This window comes from Methanosarcina horonobensis HB-1 = JCM 15518, assembly GCF_000970285.1.
Lineage (GTDB): Archaea > Halobacteriota > Methanosarcinia > Methanosarcinales > Methanosarcinaceae > Methanosarcina > Methanosarcina horonobensis.
The window spans coordinates 4,998,504-5,018,607 of sequence record NZ_CP009516.1 but is presented as its reverse complement, the minus strand read 5'-3'; the positions used below and the strand labels follow the sequence as shown (position 1 = coordinate 5,018,607).

The following is a 20,104-nucleotide window of genomic DNA, read 5'->3' as shown; positions in this document are numbered from 1 at the left end:
ACCGAGATTTAACTTAAATATGACTCGAATAAATCAACACCAATAAGCTCAGTTGGAATAAAATAAAAAATAAAATATTCCATAGCTCCTGAAGGTCAGATTTAAATCCCCTTTTTCGCATGGAAGAAAATAGAAAGTTTTTTAACCCTTTTATTTTCATTGAATAATTAAATATAGTTATTATGAAATAATAATGTCAAGAAGATAAATGCTTATATTCAAACGAAAGTGGTTGTGTTAAAAATAAAAACAATTTTGTTGTAAATCAAAATACTGAAAGCAAGAAATTACTGAAAAAATAAAGATAGTTTGACGGAAAATACACATTAAACCTAAAACTAAACATATATAAGAAGTATTAATAATCAAAAAATTGTTTATGTTTCTGTATTAACTTAGTTATTTTTGTTCAGAATATATATTTATTAAGTATTTGTATTTCAAATTTTTTTAAGTTATTATCCTTTCAAATATTTGTCCTAAATAATAGATTTCGAAGTCATAGTTCAGTTAGGTCACTAGCAGTCATTTCTCAAACAATTTTAAGTATTAATTTAGATCTGAAGAATTTTTTAATAAACTAATTGAAAGTTAAAGAAAGGAATTTAACGGTAATCCCTCAATAATTTATTTAATTTCCGAAGTAAAACGAACTGCTTTTAATGTCTGATAACAAGACAGTATTAATAGAACTGTAGAAATTACCGATCTACATAGATTGCTAATCTACATCTATGAATAAAAGATTCGTAAGATGCGAGAATTTGTAAAAATATAGACTTTTGTTAAAAGTAAAACTTCTAGGAAATTTGCGGCAGTGTGCCTGAATTTCTGTAAAATTCTCTATACCTTTTTCCTCTTCTTTTTTGATTACTGTTCCATTATTAAATACTTATTTCCTGTAATCCACTCTTCATTAATATCAATCAGTATTGAGACTCCGAGTCTCAATACTGATTCCTGACTCGGGAATGCCCCTACTACCTTAGTTCTTCTTTTTATCTCCTTGTTAGTTCTCTCCATGATATTTGTTGTCCTTATTCTTCTCCAATGACTCTGTGGAAACTGCATATAATTCATTACATCATACTGGAAACTTTCAAGTGTATCAGCTGCGCTTTTATATCCCATTTTATCCAGTTCTCTAATCAATTCCTGTAACTTCTGACGGTCTACCAATGCTTCTTTTATTTTATCTGCTACTTCTTTTTGCTTCTTTTTTGGAACCTTTTTTAGGGCTTGTCTTATCAGATGGACATGACACATTTGCCAGCTTGATCCAACAAAGGACTCTCTAACTGCTTTTTGTATTCCTTTATGACCATCAGAAACAATTAACTTGACACCTCTTAACCCTCTTACTTTAAGGTCTTCGAATAGATCTTGCCAGAATAGAGAGTCTTCACTGTCTGCTAATCTTGCTCCAAGAATCTCACGATAACCGTCGTCCCTGACTCCGGCAACTATGAAAAGAGCTTTATTTTCATAGTGAAGTCCATCTCTCACTTTGAGATAAGTCGCATCGATAAACAGATAAGGAATTTCGTGTTCTATTGGCTTTGATAAGAACTCTTCAACCTTTTGATCAAGTTCTTTAGTAATCCTGGAAACAGAAGAGGCTGAGATTCCCTCTACTCCTAAAGCAGTCATGATCTTATCCACCCTTCGGGTGGAAACACCTTGGAGATAAGATTCACTCACGGCAGCTAAAATGGCCTTTTCAACTCTTGAATACTTCTCAAAAACCTCTGTTTCAAAGGGAAACTCACGGAACTGAGGTTTTAATAATTCAAGTTCTCCATACTTGGTCAGGAGAGTACGGGGTTTGTAACCGTTTCTACTGGCTTTGCGAGAATCAGTCCTCTCATAACGTTTTGCACCAGATTGGAGGAGGGCTTCCTCCTCCATTACAAGGTTTAAAAACCAGGTAATTAACTGGCGAATTCCATCTTCCTGATCGAAAAGATAATCTTTTATAAATGAGACGACATTAACCATTGACTCTGCATCCTGTTTTTTTTGTGGTGAAAGGAAAAGGATATAGAGTCAATCATATTTTACAGAACTTTCGGTACACTGCCAAATTTGCTTAGAACAAACGTTTATTGAAACTGAATTTGGCTAAAAAATAAAATTTAACTGAAAGCAATTTTACAAAAAAAAATAGAATTTGACTAAAAATTTGATTAAAGATTTGACTAAAAAATAGATCTTTGCTAAAAAATGGAGTTAAACCATGCTACTGGATAATATTAGTATTGTACTTGTTTTTGCAGTATATCTTCTTTTTATGGTCGCTATCGGAGTTCTATACTATCGAAAAACGGAGAATCTTGCAGATTATATTTTAGGAGGACGAAAGTTAAATAGCTGGGTTACTGCTCTGAGTGCTCAGGCATCGGACATGAGCGGCTGGTTACTGCTTGGCGTGCCCGGATATGCTTACCTCTCAGGGATGGAATCCATATGGTTGGCAATAGGGCTGGCTACTGGAACCTATCTAAACTGGAAATTTGTTGCAAAAAAATTGAGGAAGTATACTCAGACTGCAGGAGATTCTATTACAATTCCCGTATACTTTGAAAACAGGTTCAGGGATAAAAGCCATTCTTTAAGGATTATCTCGTCTATTCTGATTCTGATCTTTTTCTTGCTTTACACCTCCTCAGGCCTCGTTGCAGGTGGAAAGCTTTTCAATACCGTTTTCGAAATCCCCTATCAACAAGCTCTTCTTATCGGTGCACTTGTAATTATCAGCTATACCTTCCTTGGAGGCTTCATGGCTGTCTGCTGGACTGATTTTTTCCAGGGAATGCTGATGGTCTGTGCCATTGCTTTTGTGCCTCTTGCAGCTATGAAAGGAATAGGAGGATACGACTCAACAGTAAGCCTGATTGAAAGCATAGACCCGCAACTGCTTAATCCCTGGACTGCTCTTGCCGGTGGAGCAATTCCCCTGATCTCTAACCTTGCCTGGGGCCTGGGATACTTTGGGATGCCGCACATCCTTGTTCGTTTTATGGCTATAGAATCTCCTGATAAAATCAAGCAGGCAAGAGTTATTGCAATGGTCTGGGTCATTATTTCCCTGTTCTTTGCTGTAGCAATTGGAATTGTCGGAAGAGCTTACCTCTATCCCGAGTTTCTTGGAGAAGCAGGAAGCGAGACCGTCTTTATGGTAATAGTGAATACCCTATTCACACCTATTATTGCAGGAATTCTGCTTGCAGCCATCCTTGCAGCCATAATGAGCACTGCTGATTCCCAGTTGCTTGTGGCAGCCTCTGCCTTCACCGAGGATATTTACAGAATAACCATGAAGAAAAACGCTAGTGAAAAAGAACTTGTCTGGATGGGCAGGTTTGCAGTAATTGTAATCTCAGCGATTGCCTACCTGATAGCAAGAGACCCGAATAACTCGGTTATGGGCCTGGTCTCATATGCCTGGGCAGGATTTGGAGCTGCCTTTGGACCAGTTATTCTCTTCTCTCTTTTCTGGAGAAACACAACCAGAAACGGAGCTCTCGGTGGGATGGTTATTGGTGGTCTCACGGTCATTATCTGGAAGCAGCTCTCAGGAGGGATCTTTGATCTCTACGAAATTGTCCCTGGTTTCCTTCTCTCATGTGTGACGATTTATACTCTCAGTATTCTGGACAAGGAAGGTCCTGCAGAAGAAATCCTTAGAGAATTCGATCATATAAACCACGTCGTCCTCCACGGGAAAAGTACTCACAAAGAGGATATAGGACCTCTCAAAACCCGACATGAGTAAGCGGTCTGAATAATATCTCTCGAATCCTGAGAGTTCCTTTTTCAATCACGTCTCATGAGGATGCCTCACCAGAGAGATTGGTGGTGCTTTCTAAAAAAGATGAAGGATTGAGGAAAAAAATGCCCTCTATTTCTATTTTTTTCCTGACTTTATTTATCCTGATTTTAAAACTAAAATCTGTTTGATTTAAAGAGTCCACAAGATCGAGTATTGACTGAATGAAATCTAGTTCCGGTTGAGTGAAACCTAGTGTTGCGTCAATCTTCAAAGATTGAATGATTTTGAATATCCATAATCGATTTTATACTACATTTTATTACTGACGCGACACTAGTGTTGGCTAAGTGAAATCTAATGTTAGACTAAATGAGATGTTAGACTAAGATAGATCTAAACTGGAATAAAAATGGAATAATAGAAACTGGAATACAGGTCTAAGTTGAACCGTATAATATCAGGCTGAGTTGGGTCCAGTGTTGACTGAGCTCTAAGTAAAACTTAATTTGATCTGGTACTGGATTAAGTGAATCTATATCGGACTGAATCAAGTTATCTTTGTCCAAAATTAACGAAAAACGTTAGGTGAAAAATGATTAGGTTGGATTGGACAAAAGGGTTTTGAAAGAACTGGATTGGAATACTTGGAGAGATTAAACAGAGATATTTGGAGAGAACAGAGATATTTTGGGAAATTAAACTGAGATAATTGGAAGAATTTAACTGAAATTTGGAAGAACTAGATTGAAAAAATTTGAAAGACTGAACTTTTATTACTAATGGAGCGCAGAGGGTCACGAATACCCCGTCCTTCAGGTCGGGGATGAAGTGAACCCTCGCCTCTTCGTTTTTTCACTTTAATTATCTAAATCCTCACTTTTTTTGTAAAATAAGGTTTTTTTGGCACCATAACCAGAGGTGGTGCCAGCCACCTTTGGCTAGGATGTGATATAAGTTGGAATTACGCAGTTTTAGCCATGGCTATGGTCAGATTACTTACCACATCGTGTTGGTGCCTAAGTATCGATACAATATATTCTACAATAAGAGAATTAAAAAGGATTGCGAGTTGATTCTCAGTATAATTTGTGCTAAAAATGGCTACAAAATACATGCAATGGAAGTAGTAGATGATCATGTTCATTTGTTTCTTGAATTTCATCCAAGTAATTCTCTGTCAGAGGTAATTCAGTATTTGAAAGGAGGTAGTTCTTACAGCTTATTCAAGCTTCATCCTGATCTTAAAAAACGATATTGGGGTGGAAATCTATGGTCAAGTGGAAAGTTCTATCGATCCGTTGGAAACGTAACTGCTGATACAATTAAGCATTACATTAAAGAATCGCAAGGAAAACCGAGTGAAGAGTCTCGATTGCATAGGTTCATGAGATCCAAGCAAAGAAGACTTGATGATTTCTAATTACCAGAACAACCGGGCGGGCGGCCCGAAGCATACCCCATCCTTTAGGGTGGGGTGGCCGCCCGCAATTTGATTTTTGAGAGAATTAGACTTTAAAAGAATTAGACTGGATATTTTTGAATTAGACTAAAGTATCCCAAGTTTGTTGTTATTCAAGTTTGGTTGTTTTATATTAGATTTAATATTCAATTGGATAAAGGAAAATAGAGATATTTATATAATTAATATAAAGAACCCCCCTTTATTTCCACTGGAACGTTTAAATAACCCGGGGACCCCATGGTTTCGATTGAAGGGGTTCAGGAGATCTACCAACAAAATAAAAGGCAATTTCATTTTGTTATTATACAAAATAATGTTGTTGTGTTATGGCTTTTATTCTATATATATCTTGTTATGAATATCTCAACTTTAAGACGAAAAACATGAGACAATTTAAAAAAACATATTTGAATTAAATATTAATTATATAATCATCTTTATTTTATGAAATCCAAAATCTATACTCCAACTACCCTAACTTCTTTCCACTAGAAACAAAGGGGTCTCTCTCAAATAAAATAAATCTTCAGATCAACCTATACTTGACAATTTGCCAACTAGTGTTTTCTAGGATAGAAAAAATCCAGACAATATTCAGAACAATAAAGAAAATATTACATACAAATTTTTGGAAAGATATTGAAAATGGATCGAACATCTATAGATTAAAGATCTATGGATCAAAATCTTTCCAAATTTTTTTCCAGTTTTTCCTTTTTTCATTCTTATACAAACTTTAAAATCTATATTTTTTAAATATTTTGGGGAGTCTTTCTTTTATTTCAATTTTTTCTTGCTCTTTTTTTTTATTTTCTTTTTCTTCCTTATTTTTTACTTCTAGTTCTTTTTCTTTTGTTTTTTGAATTTTTTAATCATTTAACTATCTTCATTTCCTTTTAATCATAGTCCTTTTTATTTAAGATCTATTCTGATTTATCCGGAAAAGCTGGATAATTAACGTAATTCTGGACACTTACGTTTCATAAAAAATCAGTTTTTCAAGTTTTATTCCATAAGTCTTTTAAATAAAACTGGTTTTACTTTACCTGTATGAATGAGCATGGTCTTTCTGAAAGAGAGGTATTTTCCTATCTGGAAAATGCAAAGTCAGAAGATACGGACTATTATCGGGTTTTAAGTTCAATGTGTACTCACCCTCATAAGATCGCGGTTGAAGCTCACAGGCTCTTTATTGAGGCAAATCTGGGCGATCTAGGGCTTTTTGCCGGAGCCCACAGGCTTGAGCAGGAGGTTGTCAGAATGCTTGGGGAACTTCTTCATGCTCCTTCAATTGATTTTCCCTCCAGAGACTCATGCAAAAGTTCTGTTTGCGGCTACCTTACTACAGGAGGCACGGAGTCCAATATTCAGGCTGTAAGGGGAATGAAAAATCTGGTAACATCAGGAAGGAAAGGACTTAAAAAAGGACTTAAAGGGACACCAAACATTGTAATTCCAGAATCGGCTCATTTTTCTTTTGATAAGGTTGCCGATATGATGGGCATAGAGGTCAGAAGGGCTTCTCTTGATTCTGAGTTCAGGGTGAATCTGGCTTCTGTTGAGAAACTAATAAACGCAAACAGCATAGGACTCGTAGGCATAGCAGGGAATACTGAATTTGGCCAGATTGATCCTATTGACAAACTCTCGGAAATAGCTCTTGAGAATGAGCTTTTTCTGCATGTTGATGCGGCTTTTGGAGGCTTCGTAATTCCTTTCCTCGAAAAACCGCAGCCTTTTGATTTCAAAGTGCCAGGAGTTACTTCCATTGCAATAGACCCTCATAAGATGGGTCTCTCCACAATTCCTTCAGGTGCTTTGCTTTTCAGATCTCCTTCTTTCCTGGATTCTCTTAAGGTAAATACTCCATACCTTACCACAAAGTCCCAGTTCACACTTACAGGTACACGAAGTGGAGCGTCAGCTGCCGCTACCTGCGCAGTCATGAAATATCTCGGTAACGAAGGCTACAGGAAAAATGTGCAATACTGCATGCAGCTTACATCTAAAATGGTTGAAGGAGCTCGAAAAATCGGTTTCGAGCCATTGATCGAACCTGTAATGAATGTGATCGCTCTAAAAGTTCCAAATTCCGATCTTGTTAGAGAACAACTTCTCAATAGGTTCGGCTGGAATGTCTCAATTACTCGCACTCCAAGAACCCTTCGTCTTGTCCTGATGCCTCACAATCGTCCAGAAGATATCGAATTATTCTTACAGGATCTTAAAAAAGTTACAGCGGAGATTTAAGCTATTAAGAGAGACCCAAAATTATCAAGCACAATTTCAAAGTTACAAACAGAAACTCAAAACTATTAAACCTAAAATATTAAACCCAAAAATATCAAACTTAATATTATTATTTTAAAATCATTATTTTTACATTGGTCATTTTCTTATTGTCCCTTATCTTATTGTCCCTTATCTTATTGTCCCTTATCTTATTGTCCCTTTATCCTATTTTATGCAACAACTCAAAATATTATGTAAGTATTATCAAAGAGTTGCTTCTCCAGACTATTTTTATCGACTTGAGGATATTTTATATACGAAATCTGTCTATTAATTACCATTAACACCATTAATAGATTTACTACAATCACTCACAGATTCGAGTATTCAATGCAAAAATAATTATACTATTTAAAATAATATAATACATGCTCTAATCTTTACAACTTCTATCTCTTGAATAGGTTAATTGTATATACCTATCAAGTATTTGTGTTTATTATACGCTAAAAAGGGGGTATTTATTTTATGAAATCTGCAATAAAAATCGGAAGCGCACTGGGCATACCTATAAAACTGCACATCACTTTTCTTTTGATACTTCCAATTTTTGCATATATCTTTGCAATCAATCCATATCCTTATGGGTTTCAGGGAGTTGAGCCAGCTTCGACAAGATACGCGCTTTCAACCCTGACTGCAATTCTGCTTTTCGCATCGATTCTTTTGCATGAACTTGCACATTCATACCTGGCAAAGCGATATGGAGTTAATATTGAGAGTATTACGCTCTTCCTTTTCGGAGGAGTGTCTTCAATGGAAGAGATGCCAAGAGATCCCGGACAGGAAGCAAAGATGGCTTTTGCAGGACCTTTAACGAGCCTGATCATAGGTGCTGTCTGTCTGCTAATATATGGAAATATGACTTCATTAGACCCTGCTTTCTCTGAAAATCCTATTTATCTGACAATCTGGATTCTTGGAGTTATGAATATAATTCTTGCAATTTTCAATCTATTACCCGCATTCCCAATGGACGGAGGCAGAGTACTCCGTTCCTTCTATGCAAGAAGAATGTCTTATGTTAAAGCCACGCAGAGTGCAGCTGCCGTAGGCAAGTTTTTTGCCATTCTTATGGCGATTTTCGGAATCCTTATAGGAAACCTCTGGTTTCCTTTGATTGCGCTCTTCATATACGTTGGTGCATCCGAAGAGGAACGCTCCACTCAGGCGTCCGTTACTCTGGAAAACGTTCTGGTAAAAGACATAATGACGAAAGACGTAGTTTCAGTACCCTCTACCATGAATGTTGAAGATCTCGTTCATTTCATGTTTGAGAAAAAGCATATGGGTTATCCTGTAGTAGATGATGGCGACCTGAAAGGAATTGTAACTTTTACCGATATCCAGCGCGTTTCCACTCTTGACCGACCTGTTATGCGAGTCTCAGATATTATGACCAGAGATGTAATATCTGTTCCTTCTAATGCACAGGCAAGTGATGTCCTCAAACTGGTTACGTCCAAAAACATAGGAAGGGTTCTGGTAATTGATAATGGGTCTCTTGTAGGAGTACTTTCCAGAACAGACCTGGTTCGGACACTTAGACTCAGGTCGGAATAACTAACCAGATCAGAATAATAAGATTGAACCAATAAGATAGAACTAGAATAATAAACAAGCTAAAATGCTAACTATATATTTATATAATTATATGTTTATTACTTTGTTTATTATTCTACTTACTATTCTATTCATGATCTGCTTACGTTGCTGATAAACTTTTTATGCCTGTTTGTAATCTGGTTACTCTAAACATACAATTCAATTTATTGGATTATGGTTAATACCTTAAAGTATTTTTTACCTTTAAAATATAATTTAATACTTTTTAAATATAATCTAATATTCCAGATGTAAGTTTGGTATTAGGCAATATAATTCAACTATTTAATGGTATGGCATAAATTGTCTCATATTCATATCCATATATGTTAGTATGCATAGATTGATTATGTATGAATTGGCTCCATATATGTTAGTATGCATAGATTGATTATGTATAAATTGGCTTTTACAGATCAGTAGTTACAGATCAGTTATATAACATGTGCAACTTATTTAACGTGTATAATTTAATTATAACATGCAATAAATTACTTGTACGCTAAACTGTTCACTTGATATCTTTAAATCCGCGGCAATAAGTGTTTAAATTCGGAAATATAAAGGATAAAGTAGCGCATCCTGCTGATGAGCTGAAGACAAATAGTATATTCTGAACAACAGCACCACATAGCAGTATAGAGAACGCTCTGCTTCATATGTTTTTATCCGGCACTTCTAATATGCCGCAGCAAAGAGACTGATTATGAATAAATCTGAAACTAGAGGTTCCCAAGATAGGAACCCTGAATACAATTCTCATAGTTCATCTCAGGAGTCAATATACTCTATGGACAAACCTATATCAGAATCCAGGGAAGACAATGTTTCTGTCGGGAAGTTTGAACTTTCCGATTCTTCAATCAATAAGCCAGAGGAAGTCAGGACTTCTGTGCCAGCATCTACATCGGAAGTTGAACAGGTTGATGTAAAGCTTGATACAAATTCCGAGCTTATTTCGGAACCTCTTCCTGATTCAGCTTCGGAACTTTCAATTCCTTCTTCTCAGCCTCAATTTCCTGATGGAAATAATCCTGCTATCGAGTTTCAGCCTTCAAAAGTTGTGCTTATAGGCACGGCACACGTCTCCGAAAAGAGTGTGGCTGAAGTCAGGGATGCTATCAGGAATCTTAAACCTGATATTGTAGCCGTCGAGCTTTGCAGGGCACGTTATGATTCTCTGAAAGGAAACGTCCCGGAGACGAACCAGCTTCCAATAAAGGAAATTCTTACTGAAGGAAAAGTGTATTACTATCTTGTACACTGGTTGCTAGCTTATGTGCAGAAAAAGATCGGCGAAGACATGGGTGTAAAACCCGGTTCCGAAATGATTTCCGCAATCGAAGAAGCAGAAGCTTCTGGAGCCAAAGTGGCTTTAATTGACAGGGACATTCAGGTGACGCTCCAGCGTTTCTGGGGCCGCATGAAATTCCTGGAGAAAGTAAAGATGCTCGGCTCTCTCATAGGCGGCCTCATAGGAATAGGAAGAGGCACCGAAATTGATATCGATCAGATTACTCAGCAGGACGTTGTCACAGCCCTTGTCAGTGAACTCAGAGAATTTGCCCCGACCGCAGCTGAAACTCTCATAGATGAGCGGGACGCATACCTTGCAGGAAGTATTCTCAGGACGGCTGCAGGCGGAAACAAAACTATTGTTGCAGTGATTGGTGCAGGGCATAAGCCTGGAGTAATTAACTATCTGAAAAATCCAAAAAGTATTCCACCTCTTAGTACCCTTATGGAAATTCCGAAAAAACGTATTGGACTCGGTAAGGTTGTAGGTTTTGGAATAGTTGGTCTTGCAATTCTGGTTTTTTTACTGCTTATAGCATCGGGAACTCCTCTAAAACTTCTTTTAATAGCTTTCGGATGGTGGTTCCTTATTAACGGGGTTCTGAGTGCAACTGGCGCCCTGCTGGCGGGAGGACACCCTTACTCTGCTCTTACTGCCTTTTTAGTTGCATGGTTAACTTCACTGAACCCTATGATGGCTGCAGGATGGTTTGCAGGTCTGGTAGAAGCAAAACAGCGGAATCCTACCACTGATGACATTAAAGCCCTTGCGGGGATAGAAACTTTCAAAGAAATGTCCAAAAATAGGTTCATGCGGGTTTTGCTTGTAGCTAGTTTTGCCAATATCGGAAGTATGATAGGCACCTTCCTCGGAGCATATGTAATGATGCAGGTTACAGGCCTCGACCCGCATGATCTCCTCAGTTCCGGGTTCAGCGCGCTTGGACTCTGAAACAATTCCATAAAAGTAGTCTCTGGTAATCAGGTAGTCTTTCTACTTTCCAGAACTATTTTTCTGTTTTTACTTTTTATTACTTTTTTAAGACCCCTTCTCTTTTATAGCCTGAATTCTTTTACAAGCTACAACCTTTTTATAACTCATTCTTTTGTAATTCAAATATTTCTTTCCTGAAGAAATTCCTCGTAGTACTTACAATCCACTTCCAGTGAAGGATAAGATGGACGATCACAAGGACTGACATCAGGATTCCAGCTCTACTGTGTATCCAGATCCAGGTAGCTTTTGTTAGCCCCATATATACCAGGTATCTACCCCTTTGAACTCCTGAAGGAATGAAAAAATACATGAAGAAACCTGTGCCTGCAACTCCAAAAAACAGGGTTGTCAGGACAAGGTCTACCAAATAGTTAAATTTTTGTTTGTTCAGGTTTAACTCCTCACTTTTGTTTCTTTGAAAAGGTAATTTGGTCCGGAAAATAAAAAGTTGTTTGAGAAGTATGTGAGAAGATATACAAAATAAAAAAAATGGATTGTGAAAGAATGGATTGTGAATAAAGAATGGATTGTGAATAAAGAATGGATTGTGAATAAAGAATGGATTGTGAATAAAGAAAATGCGAAAAAAGAGAATTTTTGAGCTCAAAGAGCTCGTGAAATTTAAATTCTCAGAAGAGTTCGTGAAGTTTGAACTGATATTTACCCAGTTTGCCGCCGTAATTACCTGCGGAAATTTTCTTGATCCCGGGGACAGTTACCGCAGCTTCTATTCCGGCTTTCATTGCTGCTTTTATGCTTGCTTCATCAAGTCCATTTATAACAATTTCATAAATAGCATTGACATCTGCCGGGACTTCAGTGTTTTCTACCTTGTCCTTTATAGAGGGGCAGAACTTTTCATTTGCAGTAGCTTTCAGGAATTTGTACTTATTAGCTCCGGATTTGGATCCGCTTGCAACAATGCCTCCCGGGAAGGGGGTAATTGTGCCTTCAAGTTCTGCAATTGCATCTACAGCAACCTCGGCTGCAGTCAGGGCGCTCATCTGGGAGTCTCCGAAGATAAAAAAGTTTCCGCCTGCAATTCCGGCTACAGCTCCTATATTGTCTTCGGCCACGAAATCTCCTTCCATGATCGGGACTTTGTATACTCTGCGGCCTGCAACCTGAGCTTCGGACTCCATGCCGTCTCCGAAGAATTTGAGTTTAAAGCCGATATTAAACTGTTTCTCGGAATCAGGCAGTCCATTAAAGACTGCAGTTGTAGGAGCTGTAAGTACACACTGCCCTATTCTCTCAAGCAGCTGTTCCTCAAGAGCTTCATATTTGAAAGTACAGATCTGGATATAAGCTCCAGGTCTTCCGTCAGGAGTTTCACTGGAGCTTGCTAATCTTTCAATTCCAGCTTCTGCAGGGCACATTATAACTGATGTGGCAAAGCCTGTAGCTTCAGTGGCTGCTATATGTGCCCAGCGCTTAGTGGCTGCTGTTATAAGCACTCGTGCAATCTTGATCGGAAACGCTTCTGCATATGTATCTTCAATTTCTACTCCGTTGATTTCCATGAAAATCCCCTGATTTACTTTTCCTTATTAATTGATATGATATCCAGATTTGATATCTACCATAATTAGCATATTCCAGTACAATTTAGTACCAGTTCCAGTACAATTTAGTACCAATTTCAGTAAATCCAATACCAATAAATTCAGTACCAATATTATCCAGCACAGTCTAGACATAATACGTTACTTTCTTTTAGCTTGCTTTAGATAATTTTTAATTATTTATGCTGGTTCTAAGATTCTAATTATTTGTGCTATGCCGGTTGTTCATGTTTGGCTGGACTGTTTATGCCTTACAGAAAAAATCTCATAATCGCAGCTTTACTTAATCTTGGGCATACACTTAAAGTTTTGTGGTACTTTTAATTCTCATTGGTTTAATTAATCGGTTTTAATCGATTAGTTAATGAATCTCTGTTATAGCTAATAGATGTCTATTATAATATTTATATCAAATATATAATTTTTCGGAGAAATGAAATCAAAAAAATTGGAGATTATTTAGAATGAGTCAGGAAATACATAGGAAATACAAGTTTTGGGAGTATATTGGAATAAATCGTAAATAAAGAAGCTATAGTATGTAGAATAAATCAGTAAATAAAAAACTGGACAATACATTAGAATGAATCAAAAAATACGTTATTCGAGCTAAACATAAAATGAATAAAGCTTCTGATATCTTCCATGAGCTTTCCCTTCAATTTTCCTCATTTTTCCCAGACTTTTTATTTTTCCAGAATTCTCATTTCCTAGATTCTTCACTTTCCAGATTCTTCACTTTCCAAGTTTTTAAGTTTTTTAGATTTTTAAATTTCTCAGACTCTTTTAAATGTTCTAAGTTTCCTTTATATACAATCGTTCTCTTGCATTGTAAGGCTTAAAACGTTTCGAGGCAGTTCCCAATAATGTTTCAGCTTTTCCTATCACAAAGAACCCCTCTCTATTCAATGCCTGATGAAAACTAAGCTGTAACTGCTCCTGAATTTCTTTTTTAAAATATATTATGACATTTCGGCAGATTATAAGATCAAAACGGTCTGTATAGGGTTCTGATATCATATCATGCCGTTTAAAACGTACCATGTTTCTTAACTGATCGGAAATCTGATATGTCTCATCACGTTTTACAAAATAGTTTTCTTTTGTACTGATGTCTACATTTTTAAGCACATTTTCACGGTAAATTCCTTTTCGGGCTTTTTCAAGACTTAAATTGTCAATGTCGGTACCTATAATGCTTATTCTGTACCTGTCTAAGTCTTTTCCAAGAACTCTATGTAACAAAATAGCAAGAGAATAGACCTCTTCTCCTGTTGCACAACCCGCACTCCAGATACGGATTGATCTTATAAGCGAATCTGATCTGGATTTTATCAGAAAAGGAATAACTTCTTTTTCAATTACTCTGAAGGTTTCCGGGTTTCGAAAAAACTCACTGACGTTTATGGTAAGGGCTTTAATGAGATAATCATGTTCTTTGGAATCCTTTCTTAGTAGCCTGAGATATTCTGCATAATTCTCTGAATTGGTAGCTCTGACTCGGACATTAACTCTACGCCTGAAATGGGCTTCTTTATACTGTTCACAGTTAAAACCAGTACTTTCAGTAATCACTCTTTTTAATGGTTCAAATTCCGGGTCTTCTTCGAGACTTCTGCTCGCCTTCGCTTTATTTTCTCCGGTCTGTATTTCAGTTTTATTTAGCTTCATTCACTTTTTTTCATCTCCATTCATAAGATTTCAGATTATGGAGTTAACGTCAAGGATTAAAATGACATTCCCATCTCCCATGATCGTTGCTCCTGCGAACCCCCGAGTTTTTTCTAACAGCCTGCTTTTGAAGTTTTTTATAATTACTTCCTGCTTTCCAAGCAGTGCATCTACAACAAGCCCTATATATTGTCCGGATTTTTCAACTATAATAACAACCAGGCTTTCTTCTTTCTGGGCAGCAGGCAATTGAAACAATTTACGCAATCTCAGCAGAGGAAGTGCTTTTTCATTTATGAAAATAATCTCTTCATTCCTGATGTACCGGACTTCTTCTTTCCTGATTGAAATACTTTTTACTATACTGGTAAAAGGAATCGCATATCTTTCCATTCCGACCTTTACAAGCATAGCTTGATAAAGAGCGATTGTTATAGGCAGTCTAAATTCAAACTTTGAGCCAAATCCGAGTTTTGATTCTACTTTTACGGAACCGCCAAGACGTTCGATTCGGTTCTTTACAATATCCATTCCGACTCCTCTGCCTGAAAGATCCGTAATCACACTGGCAGTACTGAACCCTGGTTCAAAGATTAGCTGTATTGATTCTCTTTCCGAAAACTGTTCAGCTTCTTCCCTTGAAATGAGTCCTTTCTTCAGTGCAGTTTTCCGGATCTCCTCTGTATCCATTCCTCTTCCATCATCTTCTATTTCAATAAGAACGTAGTTTTGCTGCCTTGAAGCTGTGATCATTATAGTGCCGGTTTTCTCTTTCCCGAGTTCAACGCGCTTTTCGGGAGTCTCTATTCCATGGTCCACTGCATTTCTTAACAGGTGCACCAGAGGGTCTCCAATCTCCTCCATAATAGCCCTATCGAGCTTGATTTCTTTTCCCCTTATTATAAAGTCAATTTTCTTATTTTGTGCTCTTGAAAGATCCCTTATCATTCTTGGATACATATTGGTTATATGATCCAGAGGAACCATTCTTATTTCTAATACTTCTTCCTGAAGTTCTCTGGTCAGCTTCTGATAATCGGAGAGTGCAAACTCCAGATCTTTTGATTTCGCTTCTCCTGTAAGCTCTTTTACTCTGCTTCTATTGATTACGAGTTCGCCAACAAGATTCATCAGTTTATCTAGTTGTTCCGTGCTAATCCTTGAACTCTGTATCTTTGGACCTTGTATTTTTAAGCCCTGTGTCTTTGAGCTCTGTGCCTTTGAACTCTGCATTATTGAGCCTTGCATCTCTTTTACTCTGAAACCCAGCTCATAATAAGTAAAGCTTTCATTTTCTTTTCGTTCTTCATTTATGCTTTCGGATTCCTTTTCTTTTTCTCCTTTCTCCTTTCTTTCTTCTCCTTTCTCCTTTCTTTCTTCTCCTTTCTCCTTTCTTTCTTCTTTTTTCTCCTCTCTTCTTTCTCTTTCTTCCTTTCCCTCCTTTTCCTCCTCTTTTTTCCTCTCCTCTCTCTCTTTTCTTTCCTCTCTCTCCTTTTTCTCCTCTCTTCTACTTTCTTCTTTCTCTCTTCTTTCCTCTTCCTCTTTTTCGAATCTTTCTTTTCCTTCTTCTTCTCTCCTCTTTTTATTTGTAGAAAAGGTATTGGATTCATTTTTTCGAGGGATATCTTCTGAAGGAGCATTTATATTTCTGAGAGTTTTCAGAATCTTTTCGGCATCAGGATAGGAATTATTACCTTCATTTACATCGTTTTTTCTCTCTTCTATTTTTTCTATTTTGTTTTCCAGGCCTGTGCAAACATTGTCAACAAGTCCTTCCAGAGAGTCCAAACATTCTAAAAGAATATCAATTAAAAAAGAATCAAGGGTTAGCTTTCCTGTACGGAATCTATCAATCAGGCTTTCCATCTCATGTGTTAGTTCGACAATTTGCTTGAATCCCATGGTTGCAGCCATGCCTTTGAAAGTATGAGCTGCACGGAATAGTACATTTATCTGTTCCGCGTTTTCAGGATCCTGTTCAAGCGATAGCAGGGAATCACTCATTTCCTTAATGTTTTTTTCAGATTCGGACCTGAAAATGCCCGTATATTTTGACATATCCATGATTTTGCCTGCCTTTTATAGTCCTGAAAATTGCCTGAATTTCCGGTGAATAAGAAATTATTAGATTATTCTACTTTAAACTTCATTCAGTTGTTTTCATAAGTTTGTTCAATCATTCTGATACAATCATTCTGATAATTTCTTCAGCCATTTTATCCGGGAGCACGATATCTGCCAGGTTTTGTCTTACAATCTCTCCAGGCATTCCATATACCACAAATGAACTTTGGGCTTCTAGCGATTATTTTGCCTCTCATCTTTTTAATCTCTTCAGCTCCATCCGCTCTGTCGTAGTACATTCCGGTAAGAATAAGAGAAATAACTCTGGAACCGTAAATCGGGGCAACTGATCTGAAAAGAACATTTGCTGAAGGTCTGGATCCCAATTCTTTAGGGCCACAAGATAAATGCACTGCCTTTCCTTCAAGGCCGTTTACTTTATTTCGTATAATTTCCATGTGGTAATTACCCGAAGCTATGGAGCTATAAGCACAGTTCCTTCTTCCACTCTATCTCCTTCCTGTGCCTCTTTTACTCTGAGAACTGACTTTTTATCAAGTTCTTTAGAGAGATGCTGTAAAACCTGAAGGCATGTGCTGTACTACAAGAACTCTCTTTTTTCTCACTTTTTCCCTGGTTTCAGGGCTCCAAACCTCGCATACGCTCCAGGTTTTTTAAGTTAGCTTTTGAGGCTGTCCTGATTTTTCTGCAAATTTTCTCTGCCATCTCAGGCATGTTCTGACTGAGAATACCTGAGGGTTTTTCGATTACTTCCACTGCTCCATACTCAAAAGCTGTAAGGGTAATCTCTTCAGCTCTTTCCCCCAGAGCCGACATTATAATAACAGGAGTTGGACATTCTTTCATAATATGGTTAAGAGTCTTAAGGCCGTCAAGAACAGGCATTATGTTATCCAGAAGTACTACGTCAGGCCTAAGTTTCTTGACTTTTTCAAGACCTTCCTTCCCGTTGACTGCAGTTCCGATAACACTGATCTTTGGATCCCGGTTCAGAATGTCGGAAAGAACTTTGCGAATCAAAGCAGAATCGTCTACTATGGCGCGGATAATCATCTACAAGCACTTTTTGTTGAATTGTTTTACTTAAAATCCATTTAAATCTATTTTTATTTGACTTATCCGATTCATTTTGTCTTAACTGGAGGTCAGGTTAATTTATTCACACTCAAATGTTATCCATCAATATGATACCAGTAACTTGATTACGATAACATTAACTTGATATTGACATCAGTAACTTGATATTGAATTAGTACGTGATACCGATAACCAATCATTTAGTTCTGGACTTGCTGCCCGATTTTGTTAATTAGGTTCAGCAATTTTTTTAATTACATCCAGCATGCCATCAGGCTCAAAAGGTTTTATTATGAAACCCATGGCACCTATTTTAATAGACTCGGTTATCAGAGCCTGCTGCCCAAGAGAAGAACACATTACTACTTTCGCATCAGGGTCCATTAAAAGAAGTTTTTGCAACGCCTCTTTGCCATCCATATCTGGCATTATTATATCCATTAATACAAGGTCAGGTTTTACCTCAAGGTATGTCTGAATTGCTTCTTCTCCGTCCCCTACCTCAGCAACTACCTCGTGTCCGTGCTTTAGAAGGATGTCTCTGATTATCATTCGCATAAATTCGGCATCGTCCACGATCATAACTCTTGCCATTTACATACCTTCCTTATTTTTATTGGATTTAAATGTCTTTTATGGCAGTATTGCCTTCTATTTTAAATCAAAAGCTTTTTAGAGCTGTTCTGGCCTCATTAATCTTTTGAAAATCCTTAGATTCAGAGTAATCGTATAACCATGCCAGGTTTGTAGTTTTGTTTCTTTTCTTTTAGCCTCTGGTATTGTGATATTAACCGAAGATTATATAGCAACCGAAGGTCATGTTGAAACAGTTATTGAAAAATTCATATAGATGATTATCGAAAAATTCCTTTTGAGATGGTTATTGAAAAACTTTTATTGAGATAATTACTGAAGAATTTCGCTGAAACTGAAAGTAAAGAAATTCTAGCGAAGGTACACTTAAGGTTAGTGTAATTGGTTAACGCAAGTTTTCTTGCTCACGCTAGTCTTTCTTGTTAAAGTGAAAAAGTATATGCAAGATCAGCTATATTAAACTTTTTTAATTATCTTTAACAAATTGTGTAAAAGCTTGTCTTAATTTTGGCATTCTTGCAGGTTAACAAATGTTCCTAAAAATTTATTAATTATTAAAAAAATTTTCTTTAAGTCTATCAAAGTACGCCACTAACCAGGATGGATGCAAAAGGCTTGAAGATTTTTATTTTCGCATAAATTTTCGTATAATATATACAATTTAATTTTCCTCAAAATATATAAACAAAGTAAATATTCATCTCTTATTTATATATTAAATTAATAATATAAATCTTAATAAATAACTTTATATCAGACGGGAATTTATTATCTTTACTAAGTCGGTAAATTTACTGCTATCGATATATTGTTAAGTAAAGGATCAACACTGGGAACTGAATGTCTTCTTTTTGTCACTAAACTCACTCTATTTGGTGTTAAGATTTAGTTGTACGTGTTTGAACGCTAGCCTGCAAATTCCAACCGATCTGCCTTTAAATCTTACGCATTGTACCCTGAAATGCTAACATAGAGGAAATTTGTGTATGATAAAAAACTTAGAAATTATAGAATAGAATTTTTACCAGCGGAGTAAGATAGTTTATTCAGATAATTAGGATATCATATCCTTAAGCCGTTTATCTGTTCCAGATTATAAAATCGTTTCCAAAAGTATCTCCTCTAAGAACGACATCTTTGAAAGAATCCCTTAAGAACGACATCTCTGAAAGAATCTCGTTCAAAGAACTCTCGAGTAAGTACAGGAGCTGATCAAATGCCTGAAATCCTGATAGTTGAGGATAACCTGCTTAATCTTGTTATTGAAGCTGATCTTCTGAAATCCTGCGGATATGATCCGAAGAAGGCAAAAAACGGCTTTGAGGCTCTGGAAGTTCTCAACAAGGTCAAAGTTGATCTTGTATTGATGGATATGGAACTTCCAAAAATGCATGGTCTTGAACTGCTTCAGCGAATAAAGTGCAACCCTGATACACAAAACATAAAAGTGGTCGCTGTCACAGGACATTGCGATCCTGAAAGTAAACAGAAATTTCTTAAAGCCGGTTGTCACGCTATCCTTTCCAAACCCATAAATTTTGATAGTTTCGGATCTCAAATCAAAGAGTTTCTGAAAGTACCCAATTCTCTTCATTGAGTTTTCCTGAGTAATGTTTCCTGAAGGAGTATTCACTATGGATGCAAAATTTTTGGTTCTCCTAATATTTGAGGTTCTTACTCTTTTAAGG

14 protein-coding genes and 2 pseudogenes are annotated in these 20,104 nt (G+C 36.8%); 6 read left to right on the top strand and 10 right to left on the bottom strand.

The genetic code is table 11. The features are described 5' to 3' along the window. Positions 1-870: 870 nt before the first annotated feature. A pseudogene (locus MSHOH_RS21805) lies at positions 871-2,050 on the bottom strand (IS256 family transposase). A gap of 186 nt (positions 2,051-2,236) precedes the next feature. Between MSHOH_RS21805 and putP the strand changes: the two are divergent. Next, on the top strand, positions 2,237-3,775 hold the full coding sequence (gene putP / locus MSHOH_RS21800) for a sodium/proline symporter PutP (protein ID WP_048142909.1): 1,539 nt from the start codon (positions 2,237-2,239) through the stop codon (positions 3,773-3,775). 52 nt (positions 3,776-3,827) lie between these two features. Here putP and MSHOH_RS24460 read toward each other — a convergent pair whose 3' ends face one another. Beyond that, a complete protein-coding gene (locus MSHOH_RS24460) occupies positions 3,828-4,043 on the bottom strand; it encodes a hypothetical protein (protein ID WP_162197675.1) in 216 nt (71 codons plus the stop codon). 684 nt (positions 4,044-4,727) lie between these two features. On the opposite strand from MSHOH_RS24460, the gene tnpA reads away from it, so the two are divergent. The 4 genes from tnpA (at position 4,728) to MSHOH_RS21780 (ending at position 11,379) form a co-directional block, all read left to right on the top strand. After that, positions 4,728-5,192, top strand: coding sequence for an IS200/IS605 family transposase (gene tnpA / locus MSHOH_RS21795; RefSeq protein WP_048137183.1), 465 nt, complete (start codon positions 4,728-4,730; stop codon positions 5,190-5,192). 1,092 nt (positions 5,193-6,284) lie between these two features. Next, positions 6,285-7,484, top strand: coding sequence for a tyrosine decarboxylase MfnA (mfnA, locus tag MSHOH_RS21790; protein ID WP_048142907.1), 1,200 nt, complete (start codon positions 6,285-6,287; stop codon positions 7,482-7,484). A 510-nt stretch (positions 7,485-7,994) separates the two neighbouring features. Then, on the top strand, positions 7,995-9,089 hold the full coding sequence (locus MSHOH_RS21785; protein WP_048142905.1) for a CBS domain-containing protein: 1,095 nt from the start codon (positions 7,995-7,997) through the stop codon (positions 9,087-9,089). A 748-nt stretch (positions 9,090-9,837) separates the two neighbouring features. Continuing rightward, the gene (locus tag MSHOH_RS21780; RefSeq protein ID WP_048142902.1) at positions 9,838-11,379 is read left to right on the top strand and encodes a TraB/GumN family protein; all 1,542 of its coding nucleotides are present in this window, start codon (positions 9,838-9,840) and stop codon (positions 11,377-11,379) included. Between the two features lie 139 nt (positions 11,380-11,518). On the opposite strand, the gene MSHOH_RS21775 is transcribed toward MSHOH_RS21780, so the two are convergent. The 8 genes and pseudogenes from MSHOH_RS21775 to MSHOH_RS21750 form a co-directional block, all read right to left on the bottom strand. Next, on the bottom strand, positions 11,519-11,791 hold the full coding sequence (locus MSHOH_RS21775; protein WP_239451109.1) for a DUF4405 domain-containing protein: 273 nt from the start codon (positions 11,789-11,791) through the stop codon (positions 11,519-11,521). Positions 11,792-12,053: 262 nt separating this feature from the next. Then, complete coding sequence (gene fhcD, locus MSHOH_RS21770) at positions 12,054-12,947, bottom strand: formylmethanofuran--tetrahydromethanopterin N-formyltransferase (RefSeq protein ID WP_048142900.1); 894 nt, start codon at positions 12,945-12,947, stop codon at positions 12,054-12,056. 837 nt (positions 12,948-13,784) lie between these two features. Further along, positions 13,785-14,660: a CheR family methyltransferase gene (locus MSHOH_RS21765; protein WP_082089451.1), complete on the bottom strand. Its 876-nt coding sequence runs from the start codon at positions 14,658-14,660 to the stop codon at positions 13,785-13,787. A gap of 30 nt (positions 14,661-14,690) precedes the next feature. Beyond that, positions 14,691-16,724, bottom strand: a complete 2,034-nt coding sequence (locus tag MSHOH_RS21760; protein ID WP_048142898.1) for a chemotaxis protein CheA — start codon at positions 16,722-16,724, stop codon at positions 14,691-14,693. 152 nt (positions 16,725-16,876) lie between these two features. Beyond that, entirely contained in the window at positions 16,877-17,182 is a 306-nt protein-coding gene (locus MSHOH_RS25490; RefSeq protein WP_275425543.1) for a chemotaxis protein CheB, read from the bottom strand. A gap of 17 nt (positions 17,183-17,199) precedes the next feature. Next, positions 17,200-17,259, bottom strand: a pseudogene (locus tag MSHOH_RS25800) (hypothetical protein); the annotation flags it as partial. A 104-nt stretch (positions 17,260-17,363) separates the two neighbouring features. After that, positions 17,364-17,798 (bottom strand): response regulator, encoded by a 435-nt coding sequence (locus tag MSHOH_RS25485; RefSeq protein WP_239451107.1) that lies wholly within the window; start codon positions 17,796-17,798, stop codon positions 17,364-17,366. A 252-nt stretch (positions 17,799-18,050) separates the two neighbouring features. Then, the gene (locus tag MSHOH_RS21750; protein ID WP_048142895.1) at positions 18,051-18,416 is read right to left on the bottom strand and encodes a response regulator; all 366 of its coding nucleotides are present in this window, start codon (positions 18,414-18,416) and stop codon (positions 18,051-18,053) included. A 1,216-nt stretch (positions 18,417-19,632) separates the two neighbouring features. Here MSHOH_RS21750 and MSHOH_RS21745 point away from each other — a divergent pair. After that, positions 19,633-20,013, top strand: a complete 381-nt coding sequence (locus MSHOH_RS21745) for a response regulator (protein ID WP_048142894.1) — start codon at positions 19,633-19,635, stop codon at positions 20,011-20,013. Positions 20,014-20,104 lie beyond the last annotated feature (91 nt).

What these genes read in the sequence shown, in the direction of transcription:
- putP (WP_048142909.1), top strand. Translation starts at nt 2,237, where the DNA reads ATGCTACTGGATAATATTAGTATTGTACTTGTTTTTGCAGTATATCTT.
- mfnA (WP_048142907.1), top strand. Translation starts at nt 6,285, where the DNA reads ATGAATGAGCATGGTCTTTCTGAAAGAGAGGTATTTTCCTATCTGGAA.
- MSHOH_RS21785 (WP_048142905.1), top strand. Translation starts at nt 7,995, where the DNA reads ATGAAATCTGCAATAAAAATCGGAAGCGCACTGGGCATACCTATAAAA.
- MSHOH_RS21780 (WP_048142902.1), top strand. Translation starts at nt 9,838, where the DNA reads ATGAATAAATCTGAAACTAGAGGTTCCCAAGATAGGAACCCTGAATAC.
- fhcD (WP_048142900.1), bottom strand. Translation starts at nt 12,947, where the DNA reads ATGGAAATCAACGGAGTAGAAATTGAAGATACATATGCAGAAGCGTTT.
- MSHOH_RS21765 (WP_082089451.1), bottom strand. Translation starts at nt 14,660, where the DNA reads ATGAAGCTAAATAAAACTGAAATACAGACCGGAGAAAATAAAGCGAAG.
- MSHOH_RS21760 (WP_048142898.1), bottom strand. Translation starts at nt 16,724, where the DNA reads ATGGATATGTCAAAATATACGGGCATTTTCAGGTCCGAATCTGAAAAA.
- MSHOH_RS25490 (WP_275425543.1), bottom strand. Translation starts at nt 17,182, where the DNA reads ATGGAAATTATACGAAATAAAGTAAACGGCCTTGAAGGAAAGGCAGTG.
- MSHOH_RS25485 (WP_239451107.1), bottom strand. Translation starts at nt 17,798, where the DNA reads ATGATTATCCGCGCCATAGTAGACGATTCTGCTTTGATTCGCAAAGTT.
- MSHOH_RS21750 (WP_048142895.1), bottom strand. Translation starts at nt 18,416, where the DNA reads ATGGCAAGAGTTATGATCGTGGACGATGCCGAATTTATGCGAATGATA.
- MSHOH_RS21745 (WP_048142894.1), top strand. Translation starts at nt 19,633, where the DNA reads ATGCCTGAAATCCTGATAGTTGAGGATAACCTGCTTAATCTTGTTATT.